The 26,780-nt window shown below is 46.8% G+C and carries 20 protein-coding genes and 2 pseudogenes; 9 read left to right on the top strand and 13 right to left on the bottom strand.

Annotated features, from left to right (window positions below; all coding sequences use genetic code 11):
- The first annotated feature begins 254 nt into the window (after positions 1–254).
- Positions 255–635 (top strand): transposase, encoded by a 381-nt coding sequence (locus E5S67_RS23820; protein ID WP_172190840.1) that lies wholly within the window; start codon positions 255–257, stop codon positions 633–635.
- A gap of 471 nt (positions 636–1,106) precedes the next feature.
- Here E5S67_RS23820 and E5S67_RS23815 read toward each other — a convergent pair.
- Positions 1,107–1,439, bottom strand: a pseudogene (locus E5S67_RS23815) (hypothetical protein); the annotation flags it as partial.
- A 393-nt stretch (positions 1,440–1,832) separates the two neighbouring features.
- Here E5S67_RS23815 and E5S67_RS23810 point away from each other — a divergent pair.
- From E5S67_RS23810 to E5S67_RS23800, 3 genes and pseudogenes are all read left to right on the top strand, one after another.
- Positions 1,833–2,516, top strand: a pseudogene (locus tag E5S67_RS23810) (IS1 family transposase).
- 38 nt (positions 2,517–2,554) lie between these two features.
- Entirely contained in the window at positions 2,555–2,776 is a 222-nt protein-coding gene (locus E5S67_RS23805) for a P-loop NTPase family protein (protein WP_339382705.1), read from the top strand.
- A 407-nt stretch (positions 2,777–3,183) separates the two neighbouring features.
- On the top strand, positions 3,184–3,549 hold the full coding sequence (locus tag E5S67_RS23800) for a response regulator transcription factor (RefSeq protein WP_039886668.1): 366 nt from the start codon (positions 3,184–3,186) through the stop codon (positions 3,547–3,549).
- Between the two features lie 73 nt (positions 3,550–3,622).
- Here the strand turns inward: E5S67_RS23800 and E5S67_RS23795 are convergent, their stop codons facing one another.
- The 8 genes from E5S67_RS23795 to E5S67_RS23760 all read right to left on the bottom strand — a co-directional run bounded on the left by E5S67_RS23795 (position 3,623) and on the right by E5S67_RS23760 (position 16,634).
- Positions 3,623–4,120 (bottom strand): hypothetical protein, encoded by a 498-nt coding sequence (locus tag E5S67_RS23795; RefSeq protein ID WP_172190839.1) that lies wholly within the window; start codon positions 4,118–4,120, stop codon positions 3,623–3,625.
- A 124-nt stretch (positions 4,121–4,244) separates the two neighbouring features.
- Complete coding sequence (locus E5S67_RS23790; RefSeq protein ID WP_172190838.1) at positions 4,245–7,163, bottom strand: response regulator; 2,919 nt, start codon at positions 7,161–7,163, stop codon at positions 4,245–4,247.
- Between the two features lie 410 nt (positions 7,164–7,573).
- A complete protein-coding gene (locus E5S67_RS23785; protein WP_216670672.1) occupies positions 7,574–9,049 on the bottom strand; it encodes an ATP-binding protein in 1,476 nt (491 codons plus the stop codon).
- Between the two features lie 178 nt (positions 9,050–9,227).
- Entirely contained in the window at positions 9,228–9,710 is a 483-nt protein-coding gene (locus E5S67_RS23780) for a response regulator (RefSeq protein WP_339382704.1), read from the bottom strand.
- Positions 9,686–11,611, bottom strand: a complete 1,926-nt coding sequence (locus E5S67_RS23775; protein WP_246276956.1) for a sensor histidine kinase — start codon at positions 11,609–11,611, stop codon at positions 9,686–9,688. The genes E5S67_RS23780 and E5S67_RS23775 overlap by 25 nt, the downstream gene beginning before the upstream one ends.
- Positions 11,612–12,344: 733 nt before the next feature.
- Complete coding sequence (locus E5S67_RS23770; protein WP_172190836.1) at positions 12,345–13,550, bottom strand: 4-hydroxy-3-methylbut-2-enyl diphosphate reductase; 1,206 nt, start codon at positions 13,548–13,550, stop codon at positions 12,345–12,347.
- 270 nt (positions 13,551–13,820) lie between these two features.
- Positions 13,821–15,251 (bottom strand): ammonium transporter, encoded by a 1,431-nt coding sequence (locus E5S67_RS23765; protein WP_172190835.1) that lies wholly within the window; start codon positions 15,249–15,251, stop codon positions 13,821–13,823.
- 471 nt (positions 15,252–15,722) lie between these two features.
- A complete protein-coding gene (locus tag E5S67_RS23760) occupies positions 15,723–16,634 on the bottom strand; it encodes an SGNH/GDSL hydrolase family protein (RefSeq protein WP_246276955.1) in 912 nt (303 codons plus the stop codon).
- Between the two features lie 282 nt (positions 16,635–16,916).
- On the opposite strand from E5S67_RS23760, the gene E5S67_RS23755 reads away from it, so the two are divergent.
- Positions 16,917–17,519 carry an IS607 family transposase gene (locus E5S67_RS23755; protein ID WP_172190834.1) on the top strand — a complete coding sequence of 201 codons (603 nt, stop codon included), beginning with the start codon at positions 16,917–16,919 and terminating at the stop codon, positions 17,517–17,519.
- 301 nt (positions 17,520–17,820) lie between these two features.
- Here E5S67_RS23755 and E5S67_RS23750 read toward each other — a convergent pair whose 3' ends face one another.
- Positions 17,821–19,422 carry an ammonium transporter gene (locus tag E5S67_RS23750; protein ID WP_172190833.1) on the bottom strand — a complete coding sequence of 534 codons (1,602 nt, stop codon included), beginning with the start codon at positions 19,420–19,422 and terminating at the stop codon, positions 17,821–17,823.
- Between the two features lie 83 nt (positions 19,423–19,505).
- Positions 19,506–20,027, bottom strand: coding sequence for a 5-(carboxyamino)imidazole ribonucleotide mutase (gene purE, locus E5S67_RS23745; RefSeq protein ID WP_172190832.1), 522 nt, complete (start codon positions 20,025–20,027; stop codon positions 19,506–19,508).
- A 225-nt stretch (positions 20,028–20,252) separates the two neighbouring features.
- Here purE and nagA point away from each other — a divergent pair, with 225 nt between their 5' ends.
- The 3 genes from nagA (at position 20,253) to E5S67_RS23730 (ending at position 23,003) form a co-directional block, all read left to right on the top strand.
- Entirely contained in the window at positions 20,253–21,482 is a 1,230-nt protein-coding gene (gene nagA, locus E5S67_RS23740; protein WP_172190831.1) for an N-acetylglucosamine-6-phosphate deacetylase, read from the top strand.
- Between the two features lie 219 nt (positions 21,483–21,701).
- A complete protein-coding gene (gene bchM, locus E5S67_RS23735; protein WP_172190830.1) occupies positions 21,702–22,388 on the top strand; it encodes a magnesium protoporphyrin IX methyltransferase in 687 nt (228 codons plus the stop codon).
- Between the two features lie 222 nt (positions 22,389–22,610).
- The gene (locus tag E5S67_RS23730) at positions 22,611–23,003 is read left to right on the top strand and encodes a DUF423 domain-containing protein (protein ID WP_172190829.1); all 393 of its coding nucleotides are present in this window, start codon (positions 22,611–22,613) and stop codon (positions 23,001–23,003) included.
- Positions 23,004–23,051: 48 nt separating this feature from the next.
- Here the strand turns inward: E5S67_RS23730 and E5S67_RS23725 are convergent, their stop codons facing one another.
- Together E5S67_RS23725 and E5S67_RS23720 are read right to left on the bottom strand one after the other, a co-directional pair.
- Positions 23,052–24,146, bottom strand: a complete 1,095-nt coding sequence (locus E5S67_RS23725) for a hypothetical protein (protein ID WP_172190828.1) — start codon at positions 24,144–24,146, stop codon at positions 23,052–23,054.
- Between the two features lie 480 nt (positions 24,147–24,626).
- Positions 24,627–24,770 (bottom strand): hypothetical protein, encoded by a 144-nt coding sequence (locus E5S67_RS23720; protein ID WP_172190827.1) that lies wholly within the window; start codon positions 24,768–24,770, stop codon positions 24,627–24,629.
- Between the two features lie 235 nt (positions 24,771–25,005).
- Between E5S67_RS23720 and E5S67_RS23715 the strand changes: the two genes are divergently transcribed.
- Entirely contained in the window at positions 25,006–26,439 is a 1,434-nt protein-coding gene (locus tag E5S67_RS23715) for a phosphoglucomutase/phosphomannomutase family protein (protein WP_172190826.1), read from the top strand.
- Positions 26,440–26,780 lie beyond the last annotated feature (341 nt).

Raw genomic sequence — 26,780 nt, 5'->3', positions numbered from 1 at the left:
GTTGTTTTTTTAAATGAGTCTGGTAAAATGTTGGTATCATTATTTTTTGGATAGGCAAGCGTGTAGCAATTATGCTGCCTATCTTTTTTTAGCACACATTGGCTCAATCCTCACCACATCTGGGTTTCAGGCTGGTTGTTACCCCCCCAGGAGTTCATCAAAGTAATTATTAAATATTTCAGAAACTCCAAGCCTGTAAGGATATGGTGTCAGGACGAGAGTAGATTTGGATTGATTACTATGCGCCGGGCAGAATGATTACATTAAAGGGGGTAAAACCCCTTGGCAAAAAGCAATGGAAACGAAGAAACTTTTATATTTATGGAGTCGTAGAGCCAGCAACAGGTGAACAATATTATCAAGAATTTCCTCAGCTCAATTACAACTGTTTTCAAGAATTTTTAAAGGTATTTTGTCAAAAATACTCAGAAAGTTTTAATCTAATTATAATGGATAATGGTAGCTTCCATAAAGCTCTATTATTAGACTGGGCTGACCATGTAATGCCAATATATTTACCAGCCTATAGTCCTGAATTAAATGCGATTGAAAGATTGTGGGAGCATACAAAAAAAGACCTCAAGTGGGAAAATTATTCGAGTTTAGATAAACTCAAAGAACAGGTAAATAACTAGGTAGGCGGAATTAAACCAATCTATGTAACAGTATGTAAACGGGGCTGACTTAGCCACGCTTAGGGCTAAGGATACTTTACAATCCTTTACATAATTGCGTTTTACAGCGCCTACTTACTTACAATTATCAAATCTCTCACGAATGAAGAAGTTTTATCTCTCTGTGGTTGGGACTATATTCCTGAAGCTATATTAAGTGCAACTTCATAGTAAATTGGTATCAATCAAAACTTCTCTCAGTTTATTGTCATATTTTTTAGACAATAAACATCGGAATCTGGGGGCGCTTCCAGGGTAAGAGCATCTCAATTAGGGTTGACATAAGGAATCCAAGGAATTTAATGTAGAGTCTATGAAACAAGAACTGAGAACTTAAATCATATAATCGTTGTCCATAGATGTCCGTTTCATTTTTTGTCGGAGACTACGTTTATAATAGCAATTTAATATGAAGCTGCATAGAATAGAGCTTCAAGAATAAAATTGTAAGATGACAACGAACTGCAACAGCTCAGGAGTGATGTTTTCAAGAACTTGTTGCAAGCGCTCTCGTAGTTGCCCAAGAGTTGTAAAAACCTCTCCAAAAAGTTGCTGTTTGATATATTCCCATACCAGTTCAATTGGATTAATTTCTGGACTATGTGAGGACCCACAGACAGGAATTAAATTTTCTGGCCATGAGAGTTCATTAGTGATATGAGCAGCCGCTCTATCCATTTGAATGTGTGCAATATCTTCACCCAATTGTAGAGAAAGAGCGTCAATAAATTTCTGGAAATATTCTCCATTAAGATGGGCATATTCTTGGCAAAAATGCCAGCAATCTCATTGGTTCGACTACCCCATACAACCAAAAATTTTCACGCTTCCACAGTATGGGAGCAACTGGTTTTACCCCGGGATCTAATTACTTTTCCCGTCAACGTTTTCAGTCCCAAACGCGTTTCATCTTGACACAAATATCGTAGCAGTTTACCAAAACCCCAAAAAATTTTGAAACGTCAAGACTGCTGGGACGATGTTTTTTTAAAAAGTCCCACTGCTTTTACGTCCTGTAAAGCACTTTGCGGACGTGGCACTTTCAGTTTTGCTTGGAGGCGATAATGCACCCACGCATAAACTGTTGCATAAGTCAGTTCTAGATTATACTCTTTTTTGGGTGTTGCATAATGAAGAATGATGTGATGAAATATGCCAATGCCTTGCCCTCATTGTCAAAGTTCCAAAGTGGTCAAAAATGGAAACCGCCAAGGTAAACAGAGCTATCTGTGTCGAAACTGCCAGAGTCAATTTCGGGAAAACCCACAACCTCCCGGCTACAGCGCTCAAGTCAAAGACCTTTGCGTCAAAATGTCTCTCAACGGTATGGGATGGAGTGGCATTGAACGAGTCACAGGGATCTGGCACAACAGCGTCATCAACTGGGTGCGCCAAGCTGAAGCCAAAATTGCTGATGAAAACTACGAGATTCCCGAAACGGCTCAAATTGATGAGCTACAAACATTCGTTGGCTCAAAAAAAAAACAAAGTCTGGCTGTGGACAGTCGTGAATAGTCATCTACCGGGAATTGTCAAGTTTGTCGTCGGTGATCGGTCTGTAGGACTTTTATGGTCTTGTGGCAAATGATTGGCGGTTGGGCTTGTTTCCTCTATATCACTGACGGCTATTGTGTTTACCTTGCTTGATCGATGAGTGTGACCAGAAGAGTGAGTAAAACAGGAATGACTAGAGTTGAAGGAGAAAATTGTCGTCTACGGCACTATCTGGCTCGACTTCACCGCAAGAGTTTGTGTTATTCCGAGTCCGTTGACATGTTGTACAAGTCAGTAGGCTTGCTCATCTACTATCTTAAGCACGGGCGAATTCCTCTGTTCTCTTAATCATTCACCCTTGTGCAGCACATCTTTCTTCCAAAAAAATGCACTATTTGATGGAGCAATTTCAAGCATTTTTTGACTTAGTGATTTATGACACCCCGCCACTAGCAGGCTTGGCAGACACCCACTTGATCGCAGCTCACACAGACGGTACGATTATGGTTGTCCAAATTGGGCAAACAGACCGATCGCAAGTTCGCAAAGTTTTAGAAGAATTAAAAATTTCTGGAGCTTCCGTCTTGGGAATCGTTGCTAACGGTTGAAAAAACACCGGTCACAGCTACCGCCAGCGCCCGGTCGTTTTAGAGACGCTCTACGACCAAAAAATATCGGCTTTAGGTACGAAAAATCCTAATTAGACAAATGTTGATGCAGGCAGACCGAGCGCCACCGTCCTCAACCGGAAACCCACAACCAAGCTACACCCTCATTTTTTGATTAAAAGTACCATTTGAGAAAGAAAATGATAGACTAACGGACAGAGCCTCGTGTGTCAACCGAGATTGCGCGGATCTTTAATTTTGCGATAATTACTCAGACAATGATTGAGAAATCAGCAAAAGTGGGTAAACTACATCTAGCAGAGCGCAATCTCAATCAGGAAAAGACACCTTTGAAGGTAAACGTTAATGTAAACGTTTCAACCCAGAAACTTGGTAGGGATTATTCTATGAGTACAGTTATGGTTGTTGATGATAGCGTCACTCTGCGGGAGATGATCGCCGACTTGCTCAAAGGTAGAGGGCTCAACGTCACGGTAGCGAGTGATGGCGTAGAAGCTCTAGAGCAAATCAAGGCTAACCGCCCAGATTTAGTCGTTCTGGATATCGTGATGCCCCGGATGAACGGCTACGAAGTCTGTCGCCGGCTCAAAAGCGACCCTAAAACCCAAAATTTGCCGGTGGTAATGTGTTCGAGCAAAAGCGAAGAGTTCGATCGCTACTGGGGAATGAAACAAGGAGCCGACGCTTACATCGCCAAGCCATTTCACCCTCAAGAATTGGTCGGCACTATTAAGCAACTGCTGCGGGGTTGAGGTAGAGGAATAGGGACAGGAAAAAGGAAAAAAAATGTCTTGAGTGCTTCTTATTTCTGTTCCCGCAGCCTCTCTAAACTACTCGATTGACAATAGTCCAAACATCCCCGTCCGATCGCACGTAGGGAACAGAAATACTCTTAAAACCAGTAATAAAAGGCTTGTAATAAACCTGCCAGTAGCTGGGGCTAATTTGGTCGGCGATGGCTTTGAGTCCCTTCACTTCCGCCGCCAGTTCCGCCGCCAGTTCGTTAATCCGTTCCGCGTGTCCCTGAGCGAGCGCTCTTCCTTCTTCAACTTGCTGCTCCATCGGACTGATTCTTTGCAAGTTTACCGACTGCTGCTGTTTCTGATTAAGTTGAGCAGACAGAGCAACGATCGCATCATCAATCCCCTTGACTTCTGCCGACACTTGTGCTGTTTCCCTCGCGTGACGGCGGTAAGCATCGGCGATCGCTTGGGGCGAATCCCCAGCGGGGACGATCGCGGTATTGCTAAGCTGCTGGCGTTCCCGGCGCAATTCCTCAATCTGAGAGTAAATTGCCTCTATGTCTGTCTGAAGTTTGTCCACTTAATTACCGTGGTTTTTGGATATCTTAGCATATTAACCGGAACTAATAAAGTGTTACACCTAATCGAGAAACCGGTCTCAAAGCAGCGCACAATTACCAATTCCTAATTCTTAATTGAGTTTTTTATGTTGTTAGCGCTTGCTGCCTGAACTTGACTATAGTCTCTACCAAAACATCGGGTGCCACAGGTTTAGACAGATGCCGATCGAAACCCGCAGCAAAAGCACGATCGCGGTCTTCATCCCTAGCATAAGCCGTCAGAGCGATCGCCCAAAATTTTGCTCCCTTGATGTTCAAAGAGCGCAGCCTTCGTAGCAGCGAATAGCCATCTTCCTCCGGCATTCCGATATCGCTGACCAAAACATCCGGCCCGAACTGCGAAGCCACCTCAAACGCCTCAGCAGCAGACGATGCAGCCCTAACCTTGGCCCCGGAATCTGCCAAGACAAACCTCATAAATTCCCGCGAATCAACCTCGTCATCAACCAGCAAAACCTTAACTCCCAGTAAATTACCAGCGCCAGCCAAAACCGGCGAGGAAGCGCCGGCGATCGAATTTACCTGCATCGAAGGGAGACGGAAAGTAAAAGTCGATCCCATATCCAGTCCCGGACTCTGGGCCCAAACCGTGCCGCCGTGGAGTTCCACCAACTGCCGGACGATCGCCAGACCCAGCCCCAAACCGCTATAATTGCGAGTAATCGTAGCATCCGCTTGCCGGAAAGACTCAAACACGTAAGGCAAAAAATTCGCAGCCACCCCAATTCCCGTGTCGGTAACAGCCAGCTCAACCTCTGAATCAACTCGCTTCAGCCGGATGTCAACTCGCCCCCCGGGCGGCGTAAACTTAATCGCATTAGTCAGCAAATTCCAAATCACTTGCTGCAAGCGGCCGGGGTCTCCTGATACCCAAAATTTCGGATTTAACTGAGATTTAGGATTGCCAGAAACCTCCCCTGGTTCGGAAAATTCAGCAGTCTCCAAGCCCAAATCTACAATTGCAAACCGCAAATCGATCGACTTAGCATCGGCGGCCAACCGCACCGTATTCACTGCTCCTTCCACCATAGAAATCATATTTACCGTACAAGGATTCAAAGTCAACTTGCCGCGAATAATTCTCGAAATATCCAGCAAATCATCAATCAATTGAGTTTGCAATTTAGCATTTCGCTCGATCGTTTCCAAAGCCCGCCCAGTAGCAGCCGGACTGAAACTGCGCTGCCGCAGCAGTTGCGCCCAGCCCAAAATCGCGTTTAAGGGCGATCGCAGCTCGTGAGAAAGAGTTGCCAAAAACTCATCTTTCATGCGGTTTGCCTGCTGAGATTCCTCGTAAAGCCGGGCATTATCGATCGCCCCCGACACCGCCTGAGCCAACTGCATTAAAATACTTTGGTCATCTTCGGCAAACTCCCCCTCGTACTTGTCGGACAACTGAATCAATCCCAGATTTCTGCCGTCCCGAGTCGTCAGGGGTACAGCCAGCCAGCCACGCATCGGCGGGTGCTTGCCCGCAGCCTTGCCGAACCCCCGCCAGGCCGGGTGAGCCTCTAACTCGCTTTGAGTCATGCGCATCGCCCGTTGATGCTGGCAAACTTCCTGGTAAACGCCCGTACCGTCTGGCTGTTCGCAGTAATCTTGCCACGCGGCGTATTTTTCTGACATGGAAAACTTGCTCATTCCCGCATCCCAGTTAGTGGAAGGGTTGAGGTTGACCGCTACCTGGTGGACTTCTAGAATTTGGCGGGCGCTATCTGCTGCTAACTGAAGTATTTCTGCCACCGACAGCGTGGAGTTGATGGCAACTGACGCGCAGGTTAACTTTTGCAGGCGGCGCAAATACGATTGCTCGCGCGCCAACGCCCGCTCGCGGTCGTATTCTAACTGTTTGCGATCCGTAATGTCGATCGCCACGCCGAAGAGCCGAAAGGGTCTGCCGGATGCGTCAAAAACCACCCGCCCTTTGTCGTGAAGCCAAATCACTGAGCCGTCGGGTCGCAGTTGGCGGTATTCCGACTCGTAAACTCCCGCCCCGCTGAGTGCGGCATCCACATCTGCCAAAAAGCTTTCGCGGTCTTCTGGATGCACCGCATTCTTTTTTTGCTCAAAAGTACCGCAGGTGCTGTCTGGGCCCAAACCAATCTGGGTTGCGGTATTGGACGAACGGCGGACTTCCCCCGATGCCACATCCCAGGTAAAAGCCATCGTGTTAGCTGCTTCTAGGGCAAAGCGCAAATTTTCCTCGCTTTCTTGCACCCTGGCTTCCGATAATTTGCGATCGGTAATATCCCAAACCACGCCGCTCGATCGTACCGATTTACCGGTATCATCATCAAAAAACTTGCCCCTACTCGCGATCCAGTGCAAGCTGCCGTCGGGCCAAATGACTCTAAATTCGTATTGGTATTCTATTTTGTTTTCTAAAGCAAAGGCAACAGCCCGGGCGATCGAAGCCTGGTCATCCTGGTGAATGCAGGCAAAAAATGCTTCGTAAGTTCCCGCAAAACTGCCTTTTTCCAACCCCAATAACACTTCGTGTCCCTCAGACCAAACGACCTCGCCATTTAATAAATTCCAATCCCAAGTCCCCATTTTCGAGGCTTCGATCGCCAACCTCAGCCTTTCCTCCGAAATTGCCAACTGCGCCGACGTTTTCGCGTAGTTCTCGCGCAACTGCTGTTTTTTCAAGCTTTCGCCCACGGCCCCGGCCAGCCGCTTGAAGTGCCGCCCTTTGAATACGTAATCGCTCAACCCCGCTTTCATCGCTTCGACTGCCACTTGTTCGCTGCCGCTGTCAGTACACATAATTACCGGACAATTGGGGTAGCGGCTTTGAACTTTTTGGAGAATAGTTAATCCGTCGCTCCAGTGCAGTTGGTAATCGGTAATTACTATGTCAAAACCCCCGGCGGTCAGGGCTTCTTCGAGAGTTTGGATATCAATAACCGACTTGATTTCTAAATCGGTAAAAGTTTTCCTCAGTTCTCGATCTATTATCAGGCGATCGTTCGGGTTGTCGTCGATTAACAGAATAGACAGCATTGTGCTTTTACTTTTTGTATGGGCGCAAACATTTTTTAATCTAAGAATATGTTATTAAGCAATCTCGATAATTTGAGTATTTACTTGGCTGGCTAATTAGACTTGCAAATAAGTTGATTGTATTTGCTTGTATTTTATTATATCTTACAGATTCTAATATCCTCAACCAGCCTTTCAGGGGCGTGCCCCACAAAAAAAAAATTAATTCAGTTGTTGTAGAAAAGGTCAGAAAGCGTGCTTTGGCGGGAACGGTGCAAGAGATCGGTTAACTATTACTATACTACTTGTTTCTTCTGTATTGTGGTGTGAGGAAGCGGGTTGATTGATTCTTTCAGCTAGAGCAGAATAGTGCTGTTAAAAACCTCTTCCCTGGAACCTCATCTGTAAAATCCATTGCCGAACTTGCTTCTTCAAAAATCGCACTTGCGCAATTTTACCCAGAATCGGGTGCCGGTTCCCAGAGTCGATTCCAGCCCGATCGCACCGCCCATCCGATCGACTCCTTTGCGAGCGAGCGCCAGCCCAATTCCCGTCCCTGGATACACTTCTTGACCGTGCAAGCGATCGAACAACCCAAAAATCCTATCGTGAAATTCTTCTGCAATACCAATGCCGTTGTCTTCTACCCAAAGATATATATATTCCTCCTCAGCTTCTGCATAAACTCGCACCTGCGGCTCTATCCCAGGCTGCACGAACTTAATAGCATTGGAGAGCAAGTTAGCCAAGACTTGCACCAGCGTAGGAGGATGTGCCAACACCGCAGGTAGCGGTTCGACAACCGTTATCCGAGCTTGTTTTTGGGAAACTTCAGCCTCTAGTTGCGCGATCGAGCGAGCCACAATTAAATTAAGAGAGATTGCTTTTATCGGCAAGTTAGCTTTGCTGAGGCGGCTGTAATCTAGCAAATTTTCGATTAAAGTATTCATCAGACTTGCAGCGTCGGTCATCCGATACAAGTAATCCTGTGCGGTAGCATCCAACTCGCTGGCTTTATCTTGGAGCAAAATTTCAGCAAAAAACAAAATTCCCCGCAGAGGAGCGCGCAAGTCGTGAGAAACTGAATAGGTAAACGATTCGAGCTGTGCATTAACTTCTTCTAACTCAGCAGTACGCTCTCTCACTCGGTCTTCCAAAGTTTCATTAAATTGGCGCAAAGCAAGTTCAGCCAGCTTGAGTTCCGTAACATCTTCAACCAATCCCTCGATCGTACTTTCACCTTCTGCGGTGTAGAGATATTGAGTAAACCGAATCCATTTTACTCGACCGTCTGCCAAAGGAAATGTAATTTCGAGGTTTTGAGATCGAGACTCCCCTGAATCTAGCGGTTGCAAAAACAATTGCTGCCGATAAATGCCTTGGACATCTGCTAAATTGCTGGCATCAAACAAGTGCAAAAAAGCTTGATTGCTTTCCAAAAGCTTTCCCTCAGAAGTAGCTCGAAAAACTCCGACATTTAAGCATTCTAGCAGAGAATTAAGTTGATTTTCCAGTCGGGCGACTCGTTTCCATGCGGCAACTCGATCGATCGCTGCGCGAACCGCAACGCAAAGGCGGACGTAGTGCTTCGGCGACTTGATAATGTAGTCGTCCAATCCTGACTTCATCGCCTCTACAGCAATTTCTTCGTTGCCAGTATTCGTAAACATTACAATCGGGCATTCTGGATAACTGGCTTTGATAGTTTTCAGCACATCTAAACCGTTCGTCCAGCGTAGTTGGTAGTCGGTAATTACCAGATCGAATCCGCCTCGTTTCAGTGCTTCCCCGAATAATCTATCGTCGCCAATTTCCGTTATTTGCAATTGCGAGAATTGCCGCTCTAACTCGCGTTTGACGAGCAGCCGATCCGTTGGGTTATCGTCAATTACCAGAATGTGTACCACTTTAACAATTGATAATTGGGTTGTCAGATAGAGTGCGGATCGATCGCTTATAAAAATGTTGCAGGTCGCCCCTTTAAGATGATAGAGGACGGGCTTCCTGACTATAAACTTAATTTCCTCCTTACCACGAAGAGCCTGGTAACGAAAAAAACAAGCAAGAAAAACCGGGGAACCGCAACTACAAACCCGAACATTCTCTAGGTTCCGGCAGTTCCGTATAGTTGAGCCAATACTCGTTAAAACTCTGCATCATTTCCAACAAAGAAGCAAACCCGATCGGTTTAACCAAATAAGAATTCACCCCTAAATCGTAAGCTCGCTTGACATCAATTGTTTCCTTAGAAGAAGTAAGCATAACTACCGGCAAGCGTTTTAGTTCCGGCTGCTGCTTCAGCCAAACCAGAACCTCGTGACCGGAGCGCCTGGGCAATTTCAAGTCTAGTAAAATTACCGCAGGTAAAGGATAGCGATCGCGATCGCTGTATTCTCCGTCACCATTTAAATAAAAAACCGCTGCATCTCCATCTCGGACAATTTGCAGCGAAGTATTAGTAAAAATCTCATTACGAAAAGCCCGCTGCATCAAAAGAATATCAACCGGATTATCTTCCACCAGCAAAATCGTCTGCATTACTTTCATGCCTTCCTCAAATTTATCCAAAATCGACTGCCTTGTCCTAATTGAGATTCCACACCAACTTGACCGCCCATGCGAGCAGACCCTTTTTTTACAATAGCTAATCCTATACCAGTTCCGGGGTAAGACTCGATACCGTGCAGCCTTTCAAAAACCCGAAAAATCCGTTTTTGATGTTCTGGAGCTATACCGATGCCGTTGTCTTCTACCCACAGACGGATAATGTGGAATGGCAATTCGCGACTGGTTATCAGTAACTGGGAATGCTCCCATTGTCCCACTCTTCCCCTTTCCAATTCTCCCGCTGTTCCGCTATTTGTCTCTCCCTCTTGAGGCAGCTCAATTTCCTCAGCCCATATCAGCACTCGTGGCGATGCACCTTCCACAAATTTTATAGAATTGGTGAGGAGATTGGCGATTACTTGAACTAAAGTAACGCGGTGGGCAATTACCGCAGGTAAGGGCGATCGAACACTGATTTGAGCGCCTGTGGATTTAGCGTCGGCTTGTACCATAGCAATTGCTTCGGCGACAGCAGATTCTAACTCTAAAACTTGCAGCGATAAATCAGTGCGGCTCAGGCGGCTGTAAGCTAGCAAATCTTGGATTAATTCTTCTAACTGTTGCCCAGAATTAACAATTTGCCGGGCGTATTCTTGACCTAGTTCGTCGAGGATGTCGCGGTAATCTTCCAATAAAGCTTCAGCTAATCCCTGCATTCCCCGCAGGGGAGCACGCAAATCGTGGGCGACGGTATAGGTGAAAGCTTCTAATTCTTCGTTAGCTGCTTGAAGTTGAGTGGTGCGGAGTTCTACTCGCCGTTCTAAGGTAGCGTTGAGCATCCGAATTTCTGCTTCTGCTTGTTTGCGCGCAGTTACGTCAATGGCGGTACTAATTACTAAACTTCTGCCGTCGGAAAGCTTGCCTAAAGGTGCGGAATAAAAGTCCCAAATTCGACTTTCGCCGCTGGCTGTGGCAATCATATATTCGCCTTCAGAAATGCGGGCGTTTAATTGGTGCAGCCGATCGATATCTGCTTTCACTAGAGATTTGCGGTTGTGGTAAGCTTTTTCTGTCCAATCTTCAATTGTGGGAATTTCTGAGTGTTGGTAGCCTGAGAGTTCTGTCCAAGCGCAGTTAATTTGCAAAACTTCTCCGTTTTCAGCGTGCAGCATAATTGGCAGCGGGGCGTCGAGAATGGCGCTGCGAAAACGTTCTTCGGTTAATTCTAGGGAGTGGCGATCGTGTTCTAGCTGTTCTAACAGTTGATTTTGCTTGATTTCGGCATTGTCGCGCAAAGTTCGATCGCGCTTCACCAAATAGTAAACCAACACCATCAACAGGAAATTTACTAAAGCGGCAACGGTAAAAGTCAGGATTGTCAATTTAGCACTCGCTTGAGATTCTCGGGCGCGCTGCTGCAATAGCTTAGTTTCTTCGGCAGTCATGGCCGCTATCTGCTGCCGAATGTCGCCCATGATTTGCTTTCCCCTACCGGATTTTACTTCCTGCAGGGCTGCTTCTAAGTTTTGTTCGCGTCGCAGATTGATGGTTCCTTCAAGTTCGGCTAATTTAGAGTCGATCGCAATTTTCAAGTCGCGAATGCGCTGTTGCTGCCGGTTGTTGTCGGCGGTTAGCTGCTGCAATCCGACTATTTGTTCGTTGACGCGGGCGATCGCGCTGTTGTACGGTTCTAAATACCGTTCTTCTCCCGTCAGTAAATAACCGCGCTCTCCGGTTTCAGCATCTTTTAAGGTAGAAAGCGTGGCTTCGAGTTCGGTTAAAACTTGGTGAGTGTGGCTCACCCAGCGTTCGTTTTCGAGTAACTTGAGAGTGTTGCGGTAGGAAGTTGCCGCATTGAAAATCAACAGCGCCACGGCCATTCCGATACCTGCGGTGATTTGGCTAGTCAGCGATTGTTTCATGACATACTCGGCACGCGAGTCCTGCTTTTTCTTTTATTTTAGCTGGATTAAGAGTACCCGAATTTTTGGCGCGTGCAGGCAGGCGGCCAAAGCCTATAAATTTAAGGATCAAATGTGCGATCGATCTTGTCTTTAGTTTAGTCTCGCTCCTCCTCGCATCCCCCTTAAGTCGGAGATGTAAGAAATCGCTTTCTTACGTCGCCTGATTCAGGCAGCCACCACACAATCTAGGATGGTTAACAAAGCTTTATTCACCATGTTTTGTTGCATCGATTATGCTGCTTTCACAGTTTCAAATCGCAGCGCAAAGAAAAGAGTCTTTACCTGTTGACTTAAGTTGATTTTTGGGGTATATTTTAGATAATGGAAATGGTGATATAAATTTGATTTTTGGCACTATTCCCATTATTAAATAATACACGATCGAGCCAGCCAAGTCAAGCTTTTTACCCCCAAAAAAACGCTAATTTTTAATATATTATTTAAAAAATAATTCGTTGGACACAGGGGAGAAATTCACAGAGGCGATCGCGCGGGTGAATATTATAAGAAATGCAAGCGCTCGGGTAACAGCAGAGAATTAATCGGTAGAAATTAGTTGAATATCAAATCCGGTAACATCGGAATAATACTGTGTTTGCGAGCGCGATCGAGCGTCTGGCTCGCAAACAGAACGAGACGATCGCACTGCACTCGAAAAATGATTATTCCGATGCGAGCGGAAACGATATAATTAGGCAACCGCTGCGGCTTTCATCGCCAAAATGCGATCGATCGTATCTTCAACAACCTTATCAGGCGTAGAAGCACCAGAAGTCACGCCCACCACAATTTTACCATCCGGCAGCCAACCTTCAGTTACGACCAAATCTCCCCCCAAAGGCTTGTGTTCGATCCGATTTCCCGGTAAAATGCGCTCCGCACAATCAATGTGATAAGAAGGAATAGTTTTGTCGATCGCAATTTCCTGCAAATGCGTAGTATTAGAAGAATTAAAACCCCCAATCACCAGCATCAAATCCAACTTTTCCTCAACCAAACTCAACATAGCATCTTGCCGTTCCTGAGTCGCATCGCAGATAGTATTAAAACTCTGAAAATGCTCGTTCAAATTCTCAGGTCCAAACTTCCGCATCATGGTTTTTTCAAACAACTTGCCAATATTCTCTGTCTCAGTTTTGAGCATAGTAGTTTGGTTAGCAATTCCCACCATTTCCAAATCCCGATCCGGGTCAAAACCAGCAGAATAAGCCTTACTAAACTTAGCAAGAAACTCAGCCCTATCGCCCCCGTGCAAAATATAATTGCTGACATATTCAGCTTCCTGCAAATTCAGCACAATCAAATACTTATCAGCAAAAGAACTCGTAGCAACAGTTTCCTCATGCTTGTACTGACCGTGAATAATTGAAGTGCAATCTCTCTTTTTGTGCTTTTCAACAGTATTCCAAACCTTAGAAACCCAAGGACAAGTAGTATCAACAATCTTGCAGCCTTTATCATTAAGCAACTGCATTTCTTGCACGCTCGCCCCAAAAGCCGGTAAAATTACCACATCGCCACTATCGACAACTGAAAAATCTTTCTGCCCTTTCTCAACAGCAATAAAACCAACTTCCATATCCCGCAAATGCTGATTGACAGACGGATTGTGAATAATCTCATTAGTAATCCAAATCCGTTCCGAGGGGAAATGCTGGCGAGTCTCGTAAGCAATAGCTACAGCGCGTTCCACCCCCCAGCAAAACCCAAAAGCTTGAGCCAGCCGGATCGTGACTGCGCCGCGTTCCAGCCTGTAATTATTGTCGCGAATTTGCTGGATCAGACTGCTTTGATAAGCCGTCTGCATCACGCCAGCTACCTCAGCTTCGTGTCCGAAACCCTTGCGGTGGTAGTTTTCAGACTGTTGGAGCGATCGTTTAAAAGCTTTAGTATCCATGCGGTATCGAGTTGAAATCTAGGTTAATTACCTTTGATTTTAGAACCATTGGAGAATTCCTATCTCAAATTTGAAAACCCCGTCTGCAACAACGGCAAAACGGGGCTACACAAGTATTTTTGACTTTGACTGCCAATCCTAGCTTCAAACCTTCTGCGGCGCAAAATCCGGCAAAGAAACCCCGTTTCTTAGAAAAATCTGCTTGGGAGGCGATAAATCTACAAAGAAACCGGGTTTCACAGGCTTGAGTGCGTCAGCCTTATGATAGTTTCAAACCTTTTTCGGCGCAAAAGGAGAACTCGATTCAAACGAACTGAAACCGCCGGCAAAATCCTCACCGTAAGCTTCTTCCCCGTGTTCGCCGATATCCAAACCTTGGTCTTCAGCAGATGACGGCACTCGCAGTTCCATAAACTGCCCCAAAATTTTCAGGATCACAAAAGTGCCCACAGCCGCAAACAGGTAAGTAGCTAGAATGCCTACAAGCTGGGTCACGATTAGCCCCGGATTCCCGGCAAACAGCCCGTCATTTCCGGCAGCGTTAACCGCTTTAGTCGCAAACACGCCAGTCAGAATCGCGCCTATAGTTCCGCCGACGCCGTGAATCGGGAAGGTATCCAAAGAGTCGTCAAATCCCAGCTTAGCCCGGAAACTAACGGCAAAGAAGCAGCAAACCGAAGTGATCGATCCGATCAAAAGCGCCCCCACTGGAAGCACGAATCCAGCCGCAGGTGTGATGCCCACCAATCCCGCGAGGAAACCGCTAGCAATTCCCACTGCTGTCGGTTTGCCTCTGAGTACCCATTCCACAATTGTCCAAGTTAAACCCCCGGCTGCTGCTGAAATCATGGTGGTGACAAAAGCCACTGTGGCTAAAGAACCAGAACCCAAAGCGCTACCGCCGTTGAAGCCAAACCAGCCAAACCACAGCATCCCAATTCCCAGCAAGACGTAGGGTACGTTGTGGGGGGTGTGGGGCTTGTTCAAGTGGTCTTTGCGGGGCCCGATTACCCAAGCTGCGACAACCGCAGAAACACCGGAACTGATGTGTACCACTGTGCCGCCGGCAAAGTCCAGAGATCCGATCGCCTGCAGCCAGCCTCTACCCCAAACCCAGTGGGCTAAAGGAGAGTAGATGAAGGTAGACCACAGCAGCACGAACCAGAAATAGGTTTTAAATGTTACCCGTTCGACGATCGCCCCGGAAATCAAGGCTGGAGTGATGATGGCGAACATCATCTGGTACACCATGAAGACTTGGTGGGGTATTGTCGGTGCGTAGCCGATCGGATCTGGTTTGTCCGCGGTGACGGTGTTCAAGAACATCCAGTCGAAGCCGCCGATGAAGGTTTCGATCCCTTGCCCAAAGCCTTCGGACGCTGGAGTGGAAACGTCAAATGCCAAACTGTAGCCCCACAGCGTCCAGGTGACGCCGATCACTCCCATCATGACTAAGCTCATCATCATGGTGTTGAGGACGTTGCGCGATCGCACCAGTCCCCCGTAGAAAAACGCCAGCCCCGGTGTCATTAGCAATACCAGTGCTGCGGAGACCAACATCCAGGCCGTATCGCCGGTGTCGATCGGATTAGGCGCCACCGCTGCTGCTGGATCGGCAGCTTGAGCTAAGGCATTGTCCGTCAGCGGTACGCTTAACAGCCACAGGGCGATGATGCCGATCTTTAAACTTTTTTCGATCACGTTAGTTGTACCTTCTCATACTCAGCAATTTTCAGGGAAGACCGGACCGATTTTAGATGGGAGGATTTTAGATGCAATAGTTATTTGGTTTTAAGTCCCTGTTTTAGCGGAACAAATCTTCAATAGATAATTCCCCAATCCTCAACCCCCGACTTCGTATAGCCGGACTCATCTAAATTCGTCAACCATCAATCCAACGGTCTGTGCTTTTGGATTGCACCATTTGTACAAACAGTTATTCTGTATCACGTTATACTAAAGAGCTAACGATCGTATTTCTTCATCTATCCGTCGCTACTTGACATAGCCCGTGGCAGCAGAGTATCAGGGGAGGGCTAGTAGAGGATAGGGGGAGTGTTTTGAGTTGGGGAGAGTGGGAGGAGGAAGGGAGGAGAGTTGGGGACAATATAAATTCATCCTCCATCTTTTTAACTGATGAAGGACTAATAACTAATAACTAATGACTAATGACTAATTTTTCAACTGCATCTGATCGAACAGTTGCAGGGCCGATCGCCAAACCAGATAACCTTGATCGTTAAGGTGCAAGCCGTCTGTGCTGAGTTCGGTTGGCAAATTGCCGTCAGCATCCGCAAACAGCGGGTACAAATCCAGATACAAAACATTTTCAGAACTAGCAATTTCTTTCAGGCGCCGATTTATTGCCCGAATCCGACTGTTAGGAATTGCCAACAGCCGATCGCGATTTTCCCAAGTAGCTTGTTCCCCGCTGTGCGGCAAAATCGACTGCACAACTACTTCTGCTTTGGGGTGAGCCCACCGCAAATCGCGAATAATCTGCCGCTGGTTGTCCAAAATCCCTTCGTCGCTGGCCCCCCGCAACAAATCGTTAATCCCGATCATCACAAACACCGTATCCGGCGCAGTTCGATCGAACAACTGCAACCGCTTCAGCAAACCCACGGAAGTCTCACCCGAAATCCCTTGATTCAGCCAAATTCGATCGACCGGTAACAGCTTCGTCGGAAACCACATACTCAGAGAATCCCCAGCCAAAACACTCAGTCTTGAGGGTCGATTCTCCGCCGCCGCCTCAGCTTCGCGACCCAACTGCGTCACCCACTGCTGGTAAGTCCATTTATGTCGCGGTCCTGGTACGGGCACGTCTAGCACTGCGTTTGCAGAGGTCACCGATTGGTCAATTTGTTCCTGGGCGCTTTCTGCCGTCACCGCATCATTGGCCTGGAAGCTTTCTGTCAAGTTGTGTCCCCGCAGCAGTAGTTGAGCGACTGTGAGCATCAGTACACCGTTCGTCACCAAAGATAGCAAAGCCCAAACCGGAACAGTTCTCGATCGGCTAACTTCCATCCCTAAGAGGGATTTATGAGTTCTACTTCTGCTACCTCCTCCAAACTTCTCCATAAACTCAAGCTATCTGCAGGCATCACACCGAATAATTTGCACTCATTGCTGCATCAAATTTTACCGCTCAATTAAAGCCTCAATTCTTGTAAGAATCAAGCACTGTGCTGTGTTGGGCAAGGACGGCGATGCAGAACTTTGCTTTTTCGCACTACTTTACCATAAAAAATCTGGCTACCAAACTTTCTTGCACCGAAATCGGATTTGTCAAAGCCGCAGCACTGCACACAAATATATCTAAAACTGATCGAACTTGCTCATTTCTGATGCTAAAATCCAAAAATGAAAAAATTAACTATAACTGAAGCAGCCAAAATAAAAGGTGTGAGCGCTTCCACCTTACGCAGGTGGGAAGCCGAAGGCAAGCTAATACCGGAACGCACGGCTAACGGTCACAGACGGTATGACCTAGCTCATCTTCTCGGCTTAAAACCCAACGGCGCTTTAACCGTTGCTTACGCTCGGGTTAGCAGTCACGACCAAAAAGATGATTTAGACAGACAAAAACAAGTTTTGGAATTGTTTTGTGCATCTCACGGCTGGCAATTCCAAATCATTGATGATGTGGGTTCTGGGGTAAATTACAGTATGCGGGGTTTACAACGTCTAATTCGGGCGATCGCAGACAATCAAGTAGAAAGGTTGGTGTTAACTCATAAAGACAGAATGCTGAGATTTGGTTCTGAACTAATTTTTAATTTGTGCGAACACTTTGGGACAGAGGTAGTGATTATCAATAAAACCGAAGATGATAGCTGTGATGAGGATTTAGCTAAAGATGTACTAGAAATAATCACCGTGTTCTCAGCCGGCATTTATGGCAGCAGGAATCCCAAGAACAAGCGCATCGTTGAAGAACTTAAAGCAATTGCCGATAAACTCTAACCAATACAACAGCAACGCTCGTCAGTTACAGATTCTCAATTCCCAATTCCCCATTACAAATTACCAATTACCGACGCCGATATCATGCAATAGAAAACTGCTATATGTACGCAATTAAAGGTGAACTAGCAATAAAAATATGCCCGCGTTTGCATCGAAGATTGAAACGCGAGCACAACGATAAACAGCCATAAGTTGGCGGCTATTTCAGATTGTGGTTTTTCTGAATAAAGAGGTGAATTAGCTTATAAATAGCTAATTTAAGACACGAAAGCTGAATTGAGCGATCTCTTCGCACGCTCTACAGTTTGGTAGTCTTGCCTCCAGAACCCCCAGCATAACCGCCGTAGCTGCTCTCACTTCTGTTGTCCAAGCTCGTTTCCTTCACAAACCCGGTGTAAGCTTCCATCCCGTGTTCGCCGATATCCAAACCTTCAGCCTCCTCTGAAGCAGAAACGCGGATACCCAGCAAAGCTTTGAGTGCCATCCAAAAAATCGTACTCAGCAGCACGGTCATCCCCCCTACAGAGATAATGCCGACCAACTGCGCCCAGAGTTGACCGAAACCTCCGCCCAAAAGCAATCCGGCTGCCGGGCCTGCGGTATAAAGTCCAGTTGTAGGCCCGTCCGCAAACAGCCCAACCGCCAGAGTTCCCCAGATGCCGCAGACTAAGTGAACTGAAGTTGCCCCTACAGGGTCGTCAATTTTCAAGTTGTCGAAGAAAGTTACTGCGAAAACTACCAGGATACCGGCGATCGTGCCGATTATGGCAGAGTTGGGCACGTTGATCCAAGCGCAGCTAGCTGTTACGCCGACTAAGCCGGCGAGGATGCCGTTGATAATCATGGAAAGGTCGGGTTTGCCCAGGTACAGCCAAGCTGTAATCGTTGCAGCAACTCCCCCGAAGGCGCCGCCGGTGTTGGTGGTGATCGCAATGTGGGCGATCGCATTTGGATCGACTGCCATTGTCGAACCGGGATTAAACCCGAACCAACCCAACCACAGAATCAAACAGCCCAGGGTGGCAATGCTCATATTGTGTCCCGGCATCGCCACAGTATCGCCGTCGCGGTACTTGCCGATCCGCGGCCCCAAAAATGCCGCTCCCATCAAAGCAGCCCAACCGCCTACCGAGTGAACCACTGTCGAACCTGCAAAATCCCAGAAGCCGGCTTTTGCCAGCCAGCCGCCGCCCCAAATCCAGTGTCCGGTAATCGGGTAAGCAATGCCTACTAGCAGCAAGCTGAAAATTAAGAATTCAAGGAATTTAATTCGCTCTGCAACGGCTCCTGAAACGATCGTGGCAGCAGTTCCCGCAAAAACTAATTGGAAAAAGAATTTAGCGTTGAGGGGGACTCCCGTCCAGTTAAGCGAGTCGAAAATGCCTTGATAAGCGTCTCCTGTGGCGGGGCTGTTGTCGGCTACATTCCACAGAAAAAATCCGCCGCTGCTGCCGATAAAACCGTTGCCGTCGCTGAACATTAACGCAAAGCCGATCGCCCAAAAGGCGATCGTAGAAAGCGCAAAAACAATCAAGTTTTTGGACAGCACGTTGACTGCATTTTTTTGGCGGCAAAACCCGGTTTCCAACATACCGAAACCGGCGTTCATAAAGAACACTAGCATCCCAGCCACCATGACCCACATGGTATCCATGCCCACCTTAAGGCTGGCTAATTGTTCCTCGGTGGTTGGCGCGGGAGCTGTTTGGGCTACCGCGGCATATCCCCACACCAAGACGATGATTGCAGCTAAAGGTATGCAGGCTTGCCAACTTGGACTGAGGCGGGCGATCGTCCTTTGTAATTTCTTGAACCTGTTGACTTTGGTCAAAAAGTTAGCTGCTGGCAAATTTAAAGACTCCCGCCTGACTGATTTCGACTTTTTCTTTCCGACAGTCATTTTAATCACTTTTACCCTCTTTACGGCTAGTAAGCTCAGCAATATTCGGAAAACTTTCCAATTTTACTACAAAAGTTTATGGATTATTTGTTCAGATTGAGATAGTTTTGATAGCCTAGCTCTTCTAGCTGATTTTGTTTTTTCAGTACAGATTCGGACAAATTTTTGCGGTAATGCAGGACTCGCTCTAGCAATTCTGGCTGATGAGCTGCTAGTATCTGAACTGCCAGCAACCCAGCATTCTTAGCGTTGCCGATCCCCACTGTGGCTACGGGTATCCCGGCTGGCATTTGCACGATCGAGTACAGCGAATCTACCCCTTGCAGGTGGCGGCTCGGTACAGGCACGCCAATTACTGGCAAGGGCGTTAAAGATGCTACCATGCCTGGGAGGTGCGCAGCTCCCCCGGCACCTGCGATAATGACTTTCAAGCCCCGTTGGTGCGCCGTTTGGGCGTATTCCACCATGCGCGAGGGGGTGCGGTGCGCCGAGACGATTGCCACGGAGCAAGCAACGCTGAACTCTTCGCAAACTGCGATCGCTTCAGACATGGTTGGCAAATCCGAATCGCTACCCATGATAATTCCAACTGTTGGTTCATTCATGCAATGCTGAGATGTTAGATTTCAGATTAATGGTAATTTTAAATTATGGCGTTAACTCAAATTTAGATATTTTGTAGCAAAAGTCAGGCTCGAAAGCAATTTGGTTACAAGCCACCATGCAGAAAGCAAAAAGCTCCGCATCCTCATAAGCAGCCTCCAGATTTATCCATCGGAGCCAATCTAAAATCTAAAATCTAAAATCTAAAATCTAAAATCTAAAATCGGATGACTGAAGCCACAACCCCAACTGCCGCCCCCACAGATATTCTCAATGCTCGCCTCCCGGGTTACAAGGATTTGCAGATGCTTGCTGTTGACGAAACGGGCATCATTCAAGAAGTTTGGCCGATGGACGCCGTATTTAAACGGATTTGTCCTCCCGATTTGCAAGTGCTTGATGTAGCAGGCGATTGGCTTTCTCTGGGCGGTGTTGACTTGCAGATTAACGGGGCCCTGGGTTTTGCTTTCCCCGATTTAGAAAGCAAGCAAATTGAAATTTTGCCGAAAATTTGTCAATTTTTGTGGAATCAGGGAGTCGATGCTTTTTTGCCGACTTTGGTAACAACTTCGCTCGATAAGTTCCGGCGATCGCTCTCGACCATAGCTAATTATATCCGCACTGTACAAACCGCTGATCCGGCAATCAATAAAACAAAAACAGCGGAAATTCTCGGTGTTCACCTCGAAGGCCCTTTTCTCAACCCCCAGAAGCGAGGAGCTCACCCAGTTGAGTTTTTACTACCGCTAACTATAGAAAATGTCAAGCAAGTTTTAGGAGATTGTGCCGATATTGTCAAAATAATTACTTTAGCGCCGGAGTTAGACAGCACGGGCGAAGTCATTTCTTATTTGCAAAGTTTGGGAATTGCCGTCAGCCTCGGACACTCCCAAGCGACGGCTGAGCAAGCCCAGCAAGCATTTGCTCGGGGAGCTTCAATGGTAACTCACGCTTTTAATGCGATGCCGAGTTTGCACCACCGAGAACCGGGTTTGTTGGGAGCGGCGATCGTTTCTCCGGGCGTAAAATGCGGTTTAATTGCTGACGGCAAGCACGTTTCTCCGACAATGATTGATTTTTTGCTGCGCGCTGGTAGGTATGAAAAAGGCGTTTTTTTAGTGAGCGATGCTTTGGCTCCTTTGGGTTTGCCTGAGGGTGTTTATCCTTGGGATTCCCGACAAATTGAAGTCAGAAAAGGTACGGCTTGGGTCAGATTAGATTACCACTCGCCCCTGGAATCTGCTACTTTGGCAGGCACAACTCTGCCGCTGTTGGCGGGAGTGCAGAATTTGGTGAAATGGGGAATTTGCGACGCCGAAAGTGCGATCGCGCTGGCAACTGAATCTCCGAGAAGTGCGATCGGAATTTCCGGAATTATTGGCAAATCGGCCACTCAATTGTTGCGCTGGAATTTAAATGGGGCGACAAAGGAATTGGCTTGGCATCGACTCTTTTAACCCGTTACACCATTTTAGATTTTAGATTAAAGGATTGAAGAATTAAGAATGTGGGAACTGGTATTACGAGATAGATTTTAGATTTTAGATTGGCGGTTTTAATCTAAAATCTAAAATCGCCAATCTAAAATCGATCGATGGTTGCCAGTTGCGCGTTTTCCGAACCGGATTGCTATATAATATCTAACCGTTGGCAATAACTCAGCAGCAGGCAGATCGATGAATTTGGTAGACGACAAGACTATAGTTAGACAGTATTTTAACTCGACGGGATTCGATCGCTGGCAACGAATTTACGGCGACGGCAAAGTCAATAAAGTTCAGCTAGACATCCGCACCGGGCACCAGAAAACGGTGGATACAGTCATCGAATGGCTGCAAGCTGACGGCAATTTGCCCGGGCTTTCCGTCTGCGATGCCGGCTGCGGTGTGGGATCTCTGAGCATTCCTCTGGCTGAGGCTGGGGCAATTGTTTGCGCTAGCGATATCTCTGAAAAGATGGTAGCAGAAGCCTACGATCGATCGACAGCAGTTCCCGGCAAGCTCTACAACATCTCCTTCGCCGCCCAAGATTTGGAAGCTTTAACCGGCAATTTCCACACAGTAATATGTTTGGACGTGCTGATCCACTATCCTCAAAATAAGGCTGCGGAAATGATCGCTCACCTAAGTTCGATCGCCCAATCGCGACTAATTCTCAGTTTTGCCCCCAAAACTTTAGCACTAACCGCCCTCAAAAAATTTGGCGAACTTTTCCCCGGCCCGAGCAAAACTACCCGCGCTTACCAGCACCGCGAAGCAGATATTATCAAAATCTTAGAAAGCAACGGCTTTGTTGTTAAAAGAACAGCCATGAATAGCACTAGCTTTTATTATTCTCGCTTGCTGGAAGCTGTGCGGAAATAGATTAAAAATATCTGCAAAAAAGCTAATTGATCGTAAACCTAGGGTGCGCACCGCGCACCTTCCCTTCCCAGAGTTACGCCAGTGAACCTCCATACTCTGCGATTGCTTCGCTCTCACTGGCAATGACAAGTAAGGCACGCACCGCGCACCTTGGATATCAACAATTAGATGTTTTTCTCTCTTCCTTCTTCCTTCTTCCTTCTTCCCAATTCAATAAATATTATGTCAACGCTAATTTTAATGCGCATTTTTATAGCAGCCGCAGCCCTATTCGGAAGTTTATCCGTTGCATGCGGTGCTTTTGCCTCTCACGCTTTGAAAAATCAATTGAACGATCGAGCTTTAGCAATTTTTGAGACCGGCGCCCGCTATCAAATGTACCATGCCCTAGCTCTATTACTCGTCGCTTTACTCTTGAGCCGCGCCCAAGAGTCTCAAACCTTTTTTGCAGTGGCTGGATGGGCTTTTATTGCCGGCACTATAATCTTTTCAGGCAGTTTGTACGCCCTGAGTTTGACTGACATCAAATGGCTGGGTGCAATTACGCCGCTGGGGGGAGTTGCTTTTATTGTCGGTTGGGGATGTTTGGCAGTCGCAGCTTTTAGTTTTAAATAGGCAACTGGTAAATTTTGAGGCAATTACCAATTCCCAATTTCCAATTACCTAATTTTCAAACACATCACTCGAAAACATCTCAGTCACAGTACGCAAGTAAGGTACAAATACCGTTAAATCTTCAGCAGGAAGCCGATCGCATATTTCCCAAAACAAAATCAGCAGCATATCCTGCACTAACTCCCAACTTACATGAAGTTTGGGGTACAACATCACGCAAATTGGAAACAATTCTTGCTGTACCGGGCGAATACTACCTTCCAAAACGCACCAGCACAAATAGCTTTGAAAAATCTCGACATCCCGGATACCAGAAATTTTTATCTCTCGATCGCTCAAATACCCGCTGCTGCTGCGGTATCCTTGATGCTGGAAACTAGCGCGCTCGTACACTGCACTAGCAATCTCAGTTTTATGCTGCCACAAATGCTGAACAGCTAATAGAGCTCTTGAATTTGGAGACTGATTCGCCGCAGCCTCGTTAATCTCTCCGTAGGGAATGTGCAGGTAGTCGTCTACAATTTTTAAGTAGGGTGCAAATTTCGATCGCTCTGACTCCGAAAGACATCCTAACAAGATTTTGCTAGTGTATTGAAACTCCACCGTCACAAATCCCAGCACTAACGGATCGGTCTGTGAATATTTCCGCCTCACTTGGATAATATCTTTTCCCACCAGCACTGACAAGCGGAAAACAGGTTCTCTCTCGGCGTAAGCGTCTATTGCTTTGCGATATAAGGTGCGAGAGTCAGCCACAATTTCTAAAGGATTAATTAAGCTCGGATCGATCCCGTGCCGCTCTATTTGTTCCCCTAAAAGAGCTTCTACTCTATTCCAAGCTATCTCGCTGGCTAATTTCAGGGTATTTGTCAATTTGTCAACTATTTTAGCTCGATTTCCCTCAAAATAGGTTGACTCTGGGCTTGGGGGAATTTGGCGTGGCGCTTGGTTTTCTCGTGCCGCAACTATACTGTAATATTTTTTTGCCCAGCTAACTGCGAAGGAAGAAACGCTGACGCCTTTAGCCTCTGCGAGTTTGTGAGTGTCCGATCCGGTAAGATCCCTAGACGCCAGACTGTCGCCCTGTTGAATTTTGTCTGCTGTCGGTAAAGACTTTGAAGATAGTTGGGAAATACCCGTCATGATAAACCTCGTTTTTTTATAAAGTCGCACCCGATCGATTCCCCTAATTTTTAACAACGTTGTTAACTACAATCTTCTGCATTTGTACGCTGACAGTCATCTACCATTATGCTTAAATATATCAGCCATTTGGCTCTACTGCCTGCATTTTTTACAAGCTGCACGTTAATAACGCTATTTATTGTGCGATGGATCACCCTCACCCTGTGATCGTGACCTTAATTTATTTTGTTGACCTATAAAGAGGGCTATAAATAAATTTAATTGGTCTTAAAACCTGAGAATTAAAGTCAAGTCTGCCTCAAAAAAACTGTTGCTTGAAATACTTTATCTTTGTTGAGGAGCGCTTTAGTCGATCGCCCTAATTTCTTAAAGAAGCTAGCTTACAGCACGATCGAGCGGTGACTTTGGTTAATTTATTTCCATACCAGAATTACAAATGTATTTTGAGTCAGGCGATTGTTAGGAAACCCTAACACATTAAACGGTCAGCTTTTCTAAATAAAAAATTAAATTTGAGATGATAATCAGATTTGTGTGCATTTCGTTAATGCCATTGCCAGCGCGGTTTTTTGCGATCAGTTTTTTAGATTCTGCGATCGCCCGCAATGGATCGCCGTCCATTCGATCGGCAAACTACCTTTCAAAACCGGAACTAGCGAGTGCCTCGCCCCATTGCTCCCACATTTTGCCCTCTGACTGGTTCGATCCCTCTGCTGCAGGCGGAAGCCTGCCCTACAACGATAGGATTAGGTTGATGAGACCCCACGGGCGCTCGCTACTCAAAAACAGCACGGCCACGAGCTCTTTAAGGCTATGCCTTCGGGTAGGATTAGTAGGACGAGAGGAAGTGGATAAAATGAGCGCTAGCAGCAATTCAACAGAAATTAAGTTCGGAACCGATGGGTGGCGAGGGCTGATTGCCCATGACTTTACTTTTGCCAACGTGCGAAAAGTCACCCGGGCGATCGCCAGTTACCTAGAAACCGCTTACACCAAAGACCGCCCAGTTCTAGTCTCCTACGATACCCGCTTTCTGGCAGACGAGTTCGCCCGCACCGCGGCAGAAGTATTGGCAGATTTGGGATGGACGGTGAAAGTGGTCGATCGAGATTGCCCCACACCAGTCATTGCTTACAGCGCCAAGCATCTAAACTCCGCAGGAGCCCTGATGTTCACGGCTTCGCACAATCCCGCACCTTACTGCGGCATCAAATACATCCCCGACTACGCGGGCCCGGCAACCCCGGAAATTACTGATACAATTGTGGCCAATATTGCTGGTGCTTCTGATGCCCCAGCCAAAGGCAGCCACAACGATAAAATCTCCAGTTTTGACCCGAAACCCGAATATCTGAAGTTTCTTTATACTTTGATAGATGTGGAGCGGATTCGCTCTGCTAAGTTGAAGGTGAAGTACGACGCTCTCTACTCGACTTCTCGCGGCTATCTCGACGGCGTTTTGGAACACTGCGGCTGTGATGTCGAAAGTTTTCACACCTACCGCGACGTGCTGTTTGGCGGCGGAATGCCCGAACCCAAGGGCGAACAGTTAGTCGAGTTGGTGGAAGCTGTTAAGAAGGATTCGGCCGATTTGGGTTTGGCTACGGATGGCGACAGCGATCGTTTTGGTATTGTTGACGAGTTGGGAAATGTTTTGACTCCAAATACCGTGCTGTTGCTGCTGGCGCGTCACTTGGTGAAGAATAAAGGCTTGACTGGGGCGATCGTCCGTACCGTCGCAACTACCCACTTGCTAGACAATTTGGCCGCCAAGTACGGTTTAACAATCTACGAAACCGCAGTCGGCTTTAAATACATCGGCGAAAAAATGCGGGAAACAGCGGTGCTCATCGGTGGCGAAGAGTCTGGCGGTTTGAGCGTTTTGGGTCACATCCCCGAAAAAGACGGGATTTTGGCTGATATGCTAGTTGCCGAGGCGATCGCCTATGAAGGCAAACCGCTTTCTCAGCTAGTAGAAGAAGCCATTAAAGAAGCCGACGGCCCCCTGTACAACAAACGTTTGGACTTGCACTTAGATGAAGCCCACAAAGCAGCCGTTTTGGAATCTTTTACCAAGAATCCCCCCAAAGAAGTAGCAGGTATCGGCGTTAAGGAAATCGGCCGCAAAGACGGGATTAAACTTTATCTGGAAGACGGCGGCTGGGTACTGCTGCGCCCTTCGGGAACTGAACCCCTGATGCGCGTTTACATGGAAACCAATTCTGTGGAAAAAGAAAGCCAAGTTGCCCAACACATGGAAAATGTAATTTCCCAGTTAGAACCTGTTTAAATTTCTACCTATTGCAACGCGGAGTTTTTCTCCTACCGCTTGAGATTGTAAGGTGCGCATTGCGCACCTTACATATTTTTTATAAATCTTATAAAGCCTCTGAACATTCATCATCAATACTGCTGGGCCAGTTATATACAGCGGATTCCACGTTTATGAAGTACAGTAGCAGCAGTTTGTAAACCAGTTTTTGAAGTGCTTAGTATTCACCAAATAAGCGTGCCGTAGCCAATAAAATATCAACCATCTTATACCATTTTTTTAAAGATGTGCTAGAGATAAAGAATGTAAAATCCAAGACCATCCTGTAAGAAAACCAATGACATGATTCGTTAAAGATG

It is taken from the genome of Microcoleus asticus IPMA8 (assembly GCF_013179805.1).
GTDB lineage: Bacteria > Cyanobacteriota > Cyanobacteriia > Cyanobacteriales > Microcoleaceae > Microcoleus > Microcoleus asticus.
The sequence above is the reverse complement of the archived record's forward strand: the minus strand, read 5'-3'. Positions and strand labels throughout refer to the sequence as shown.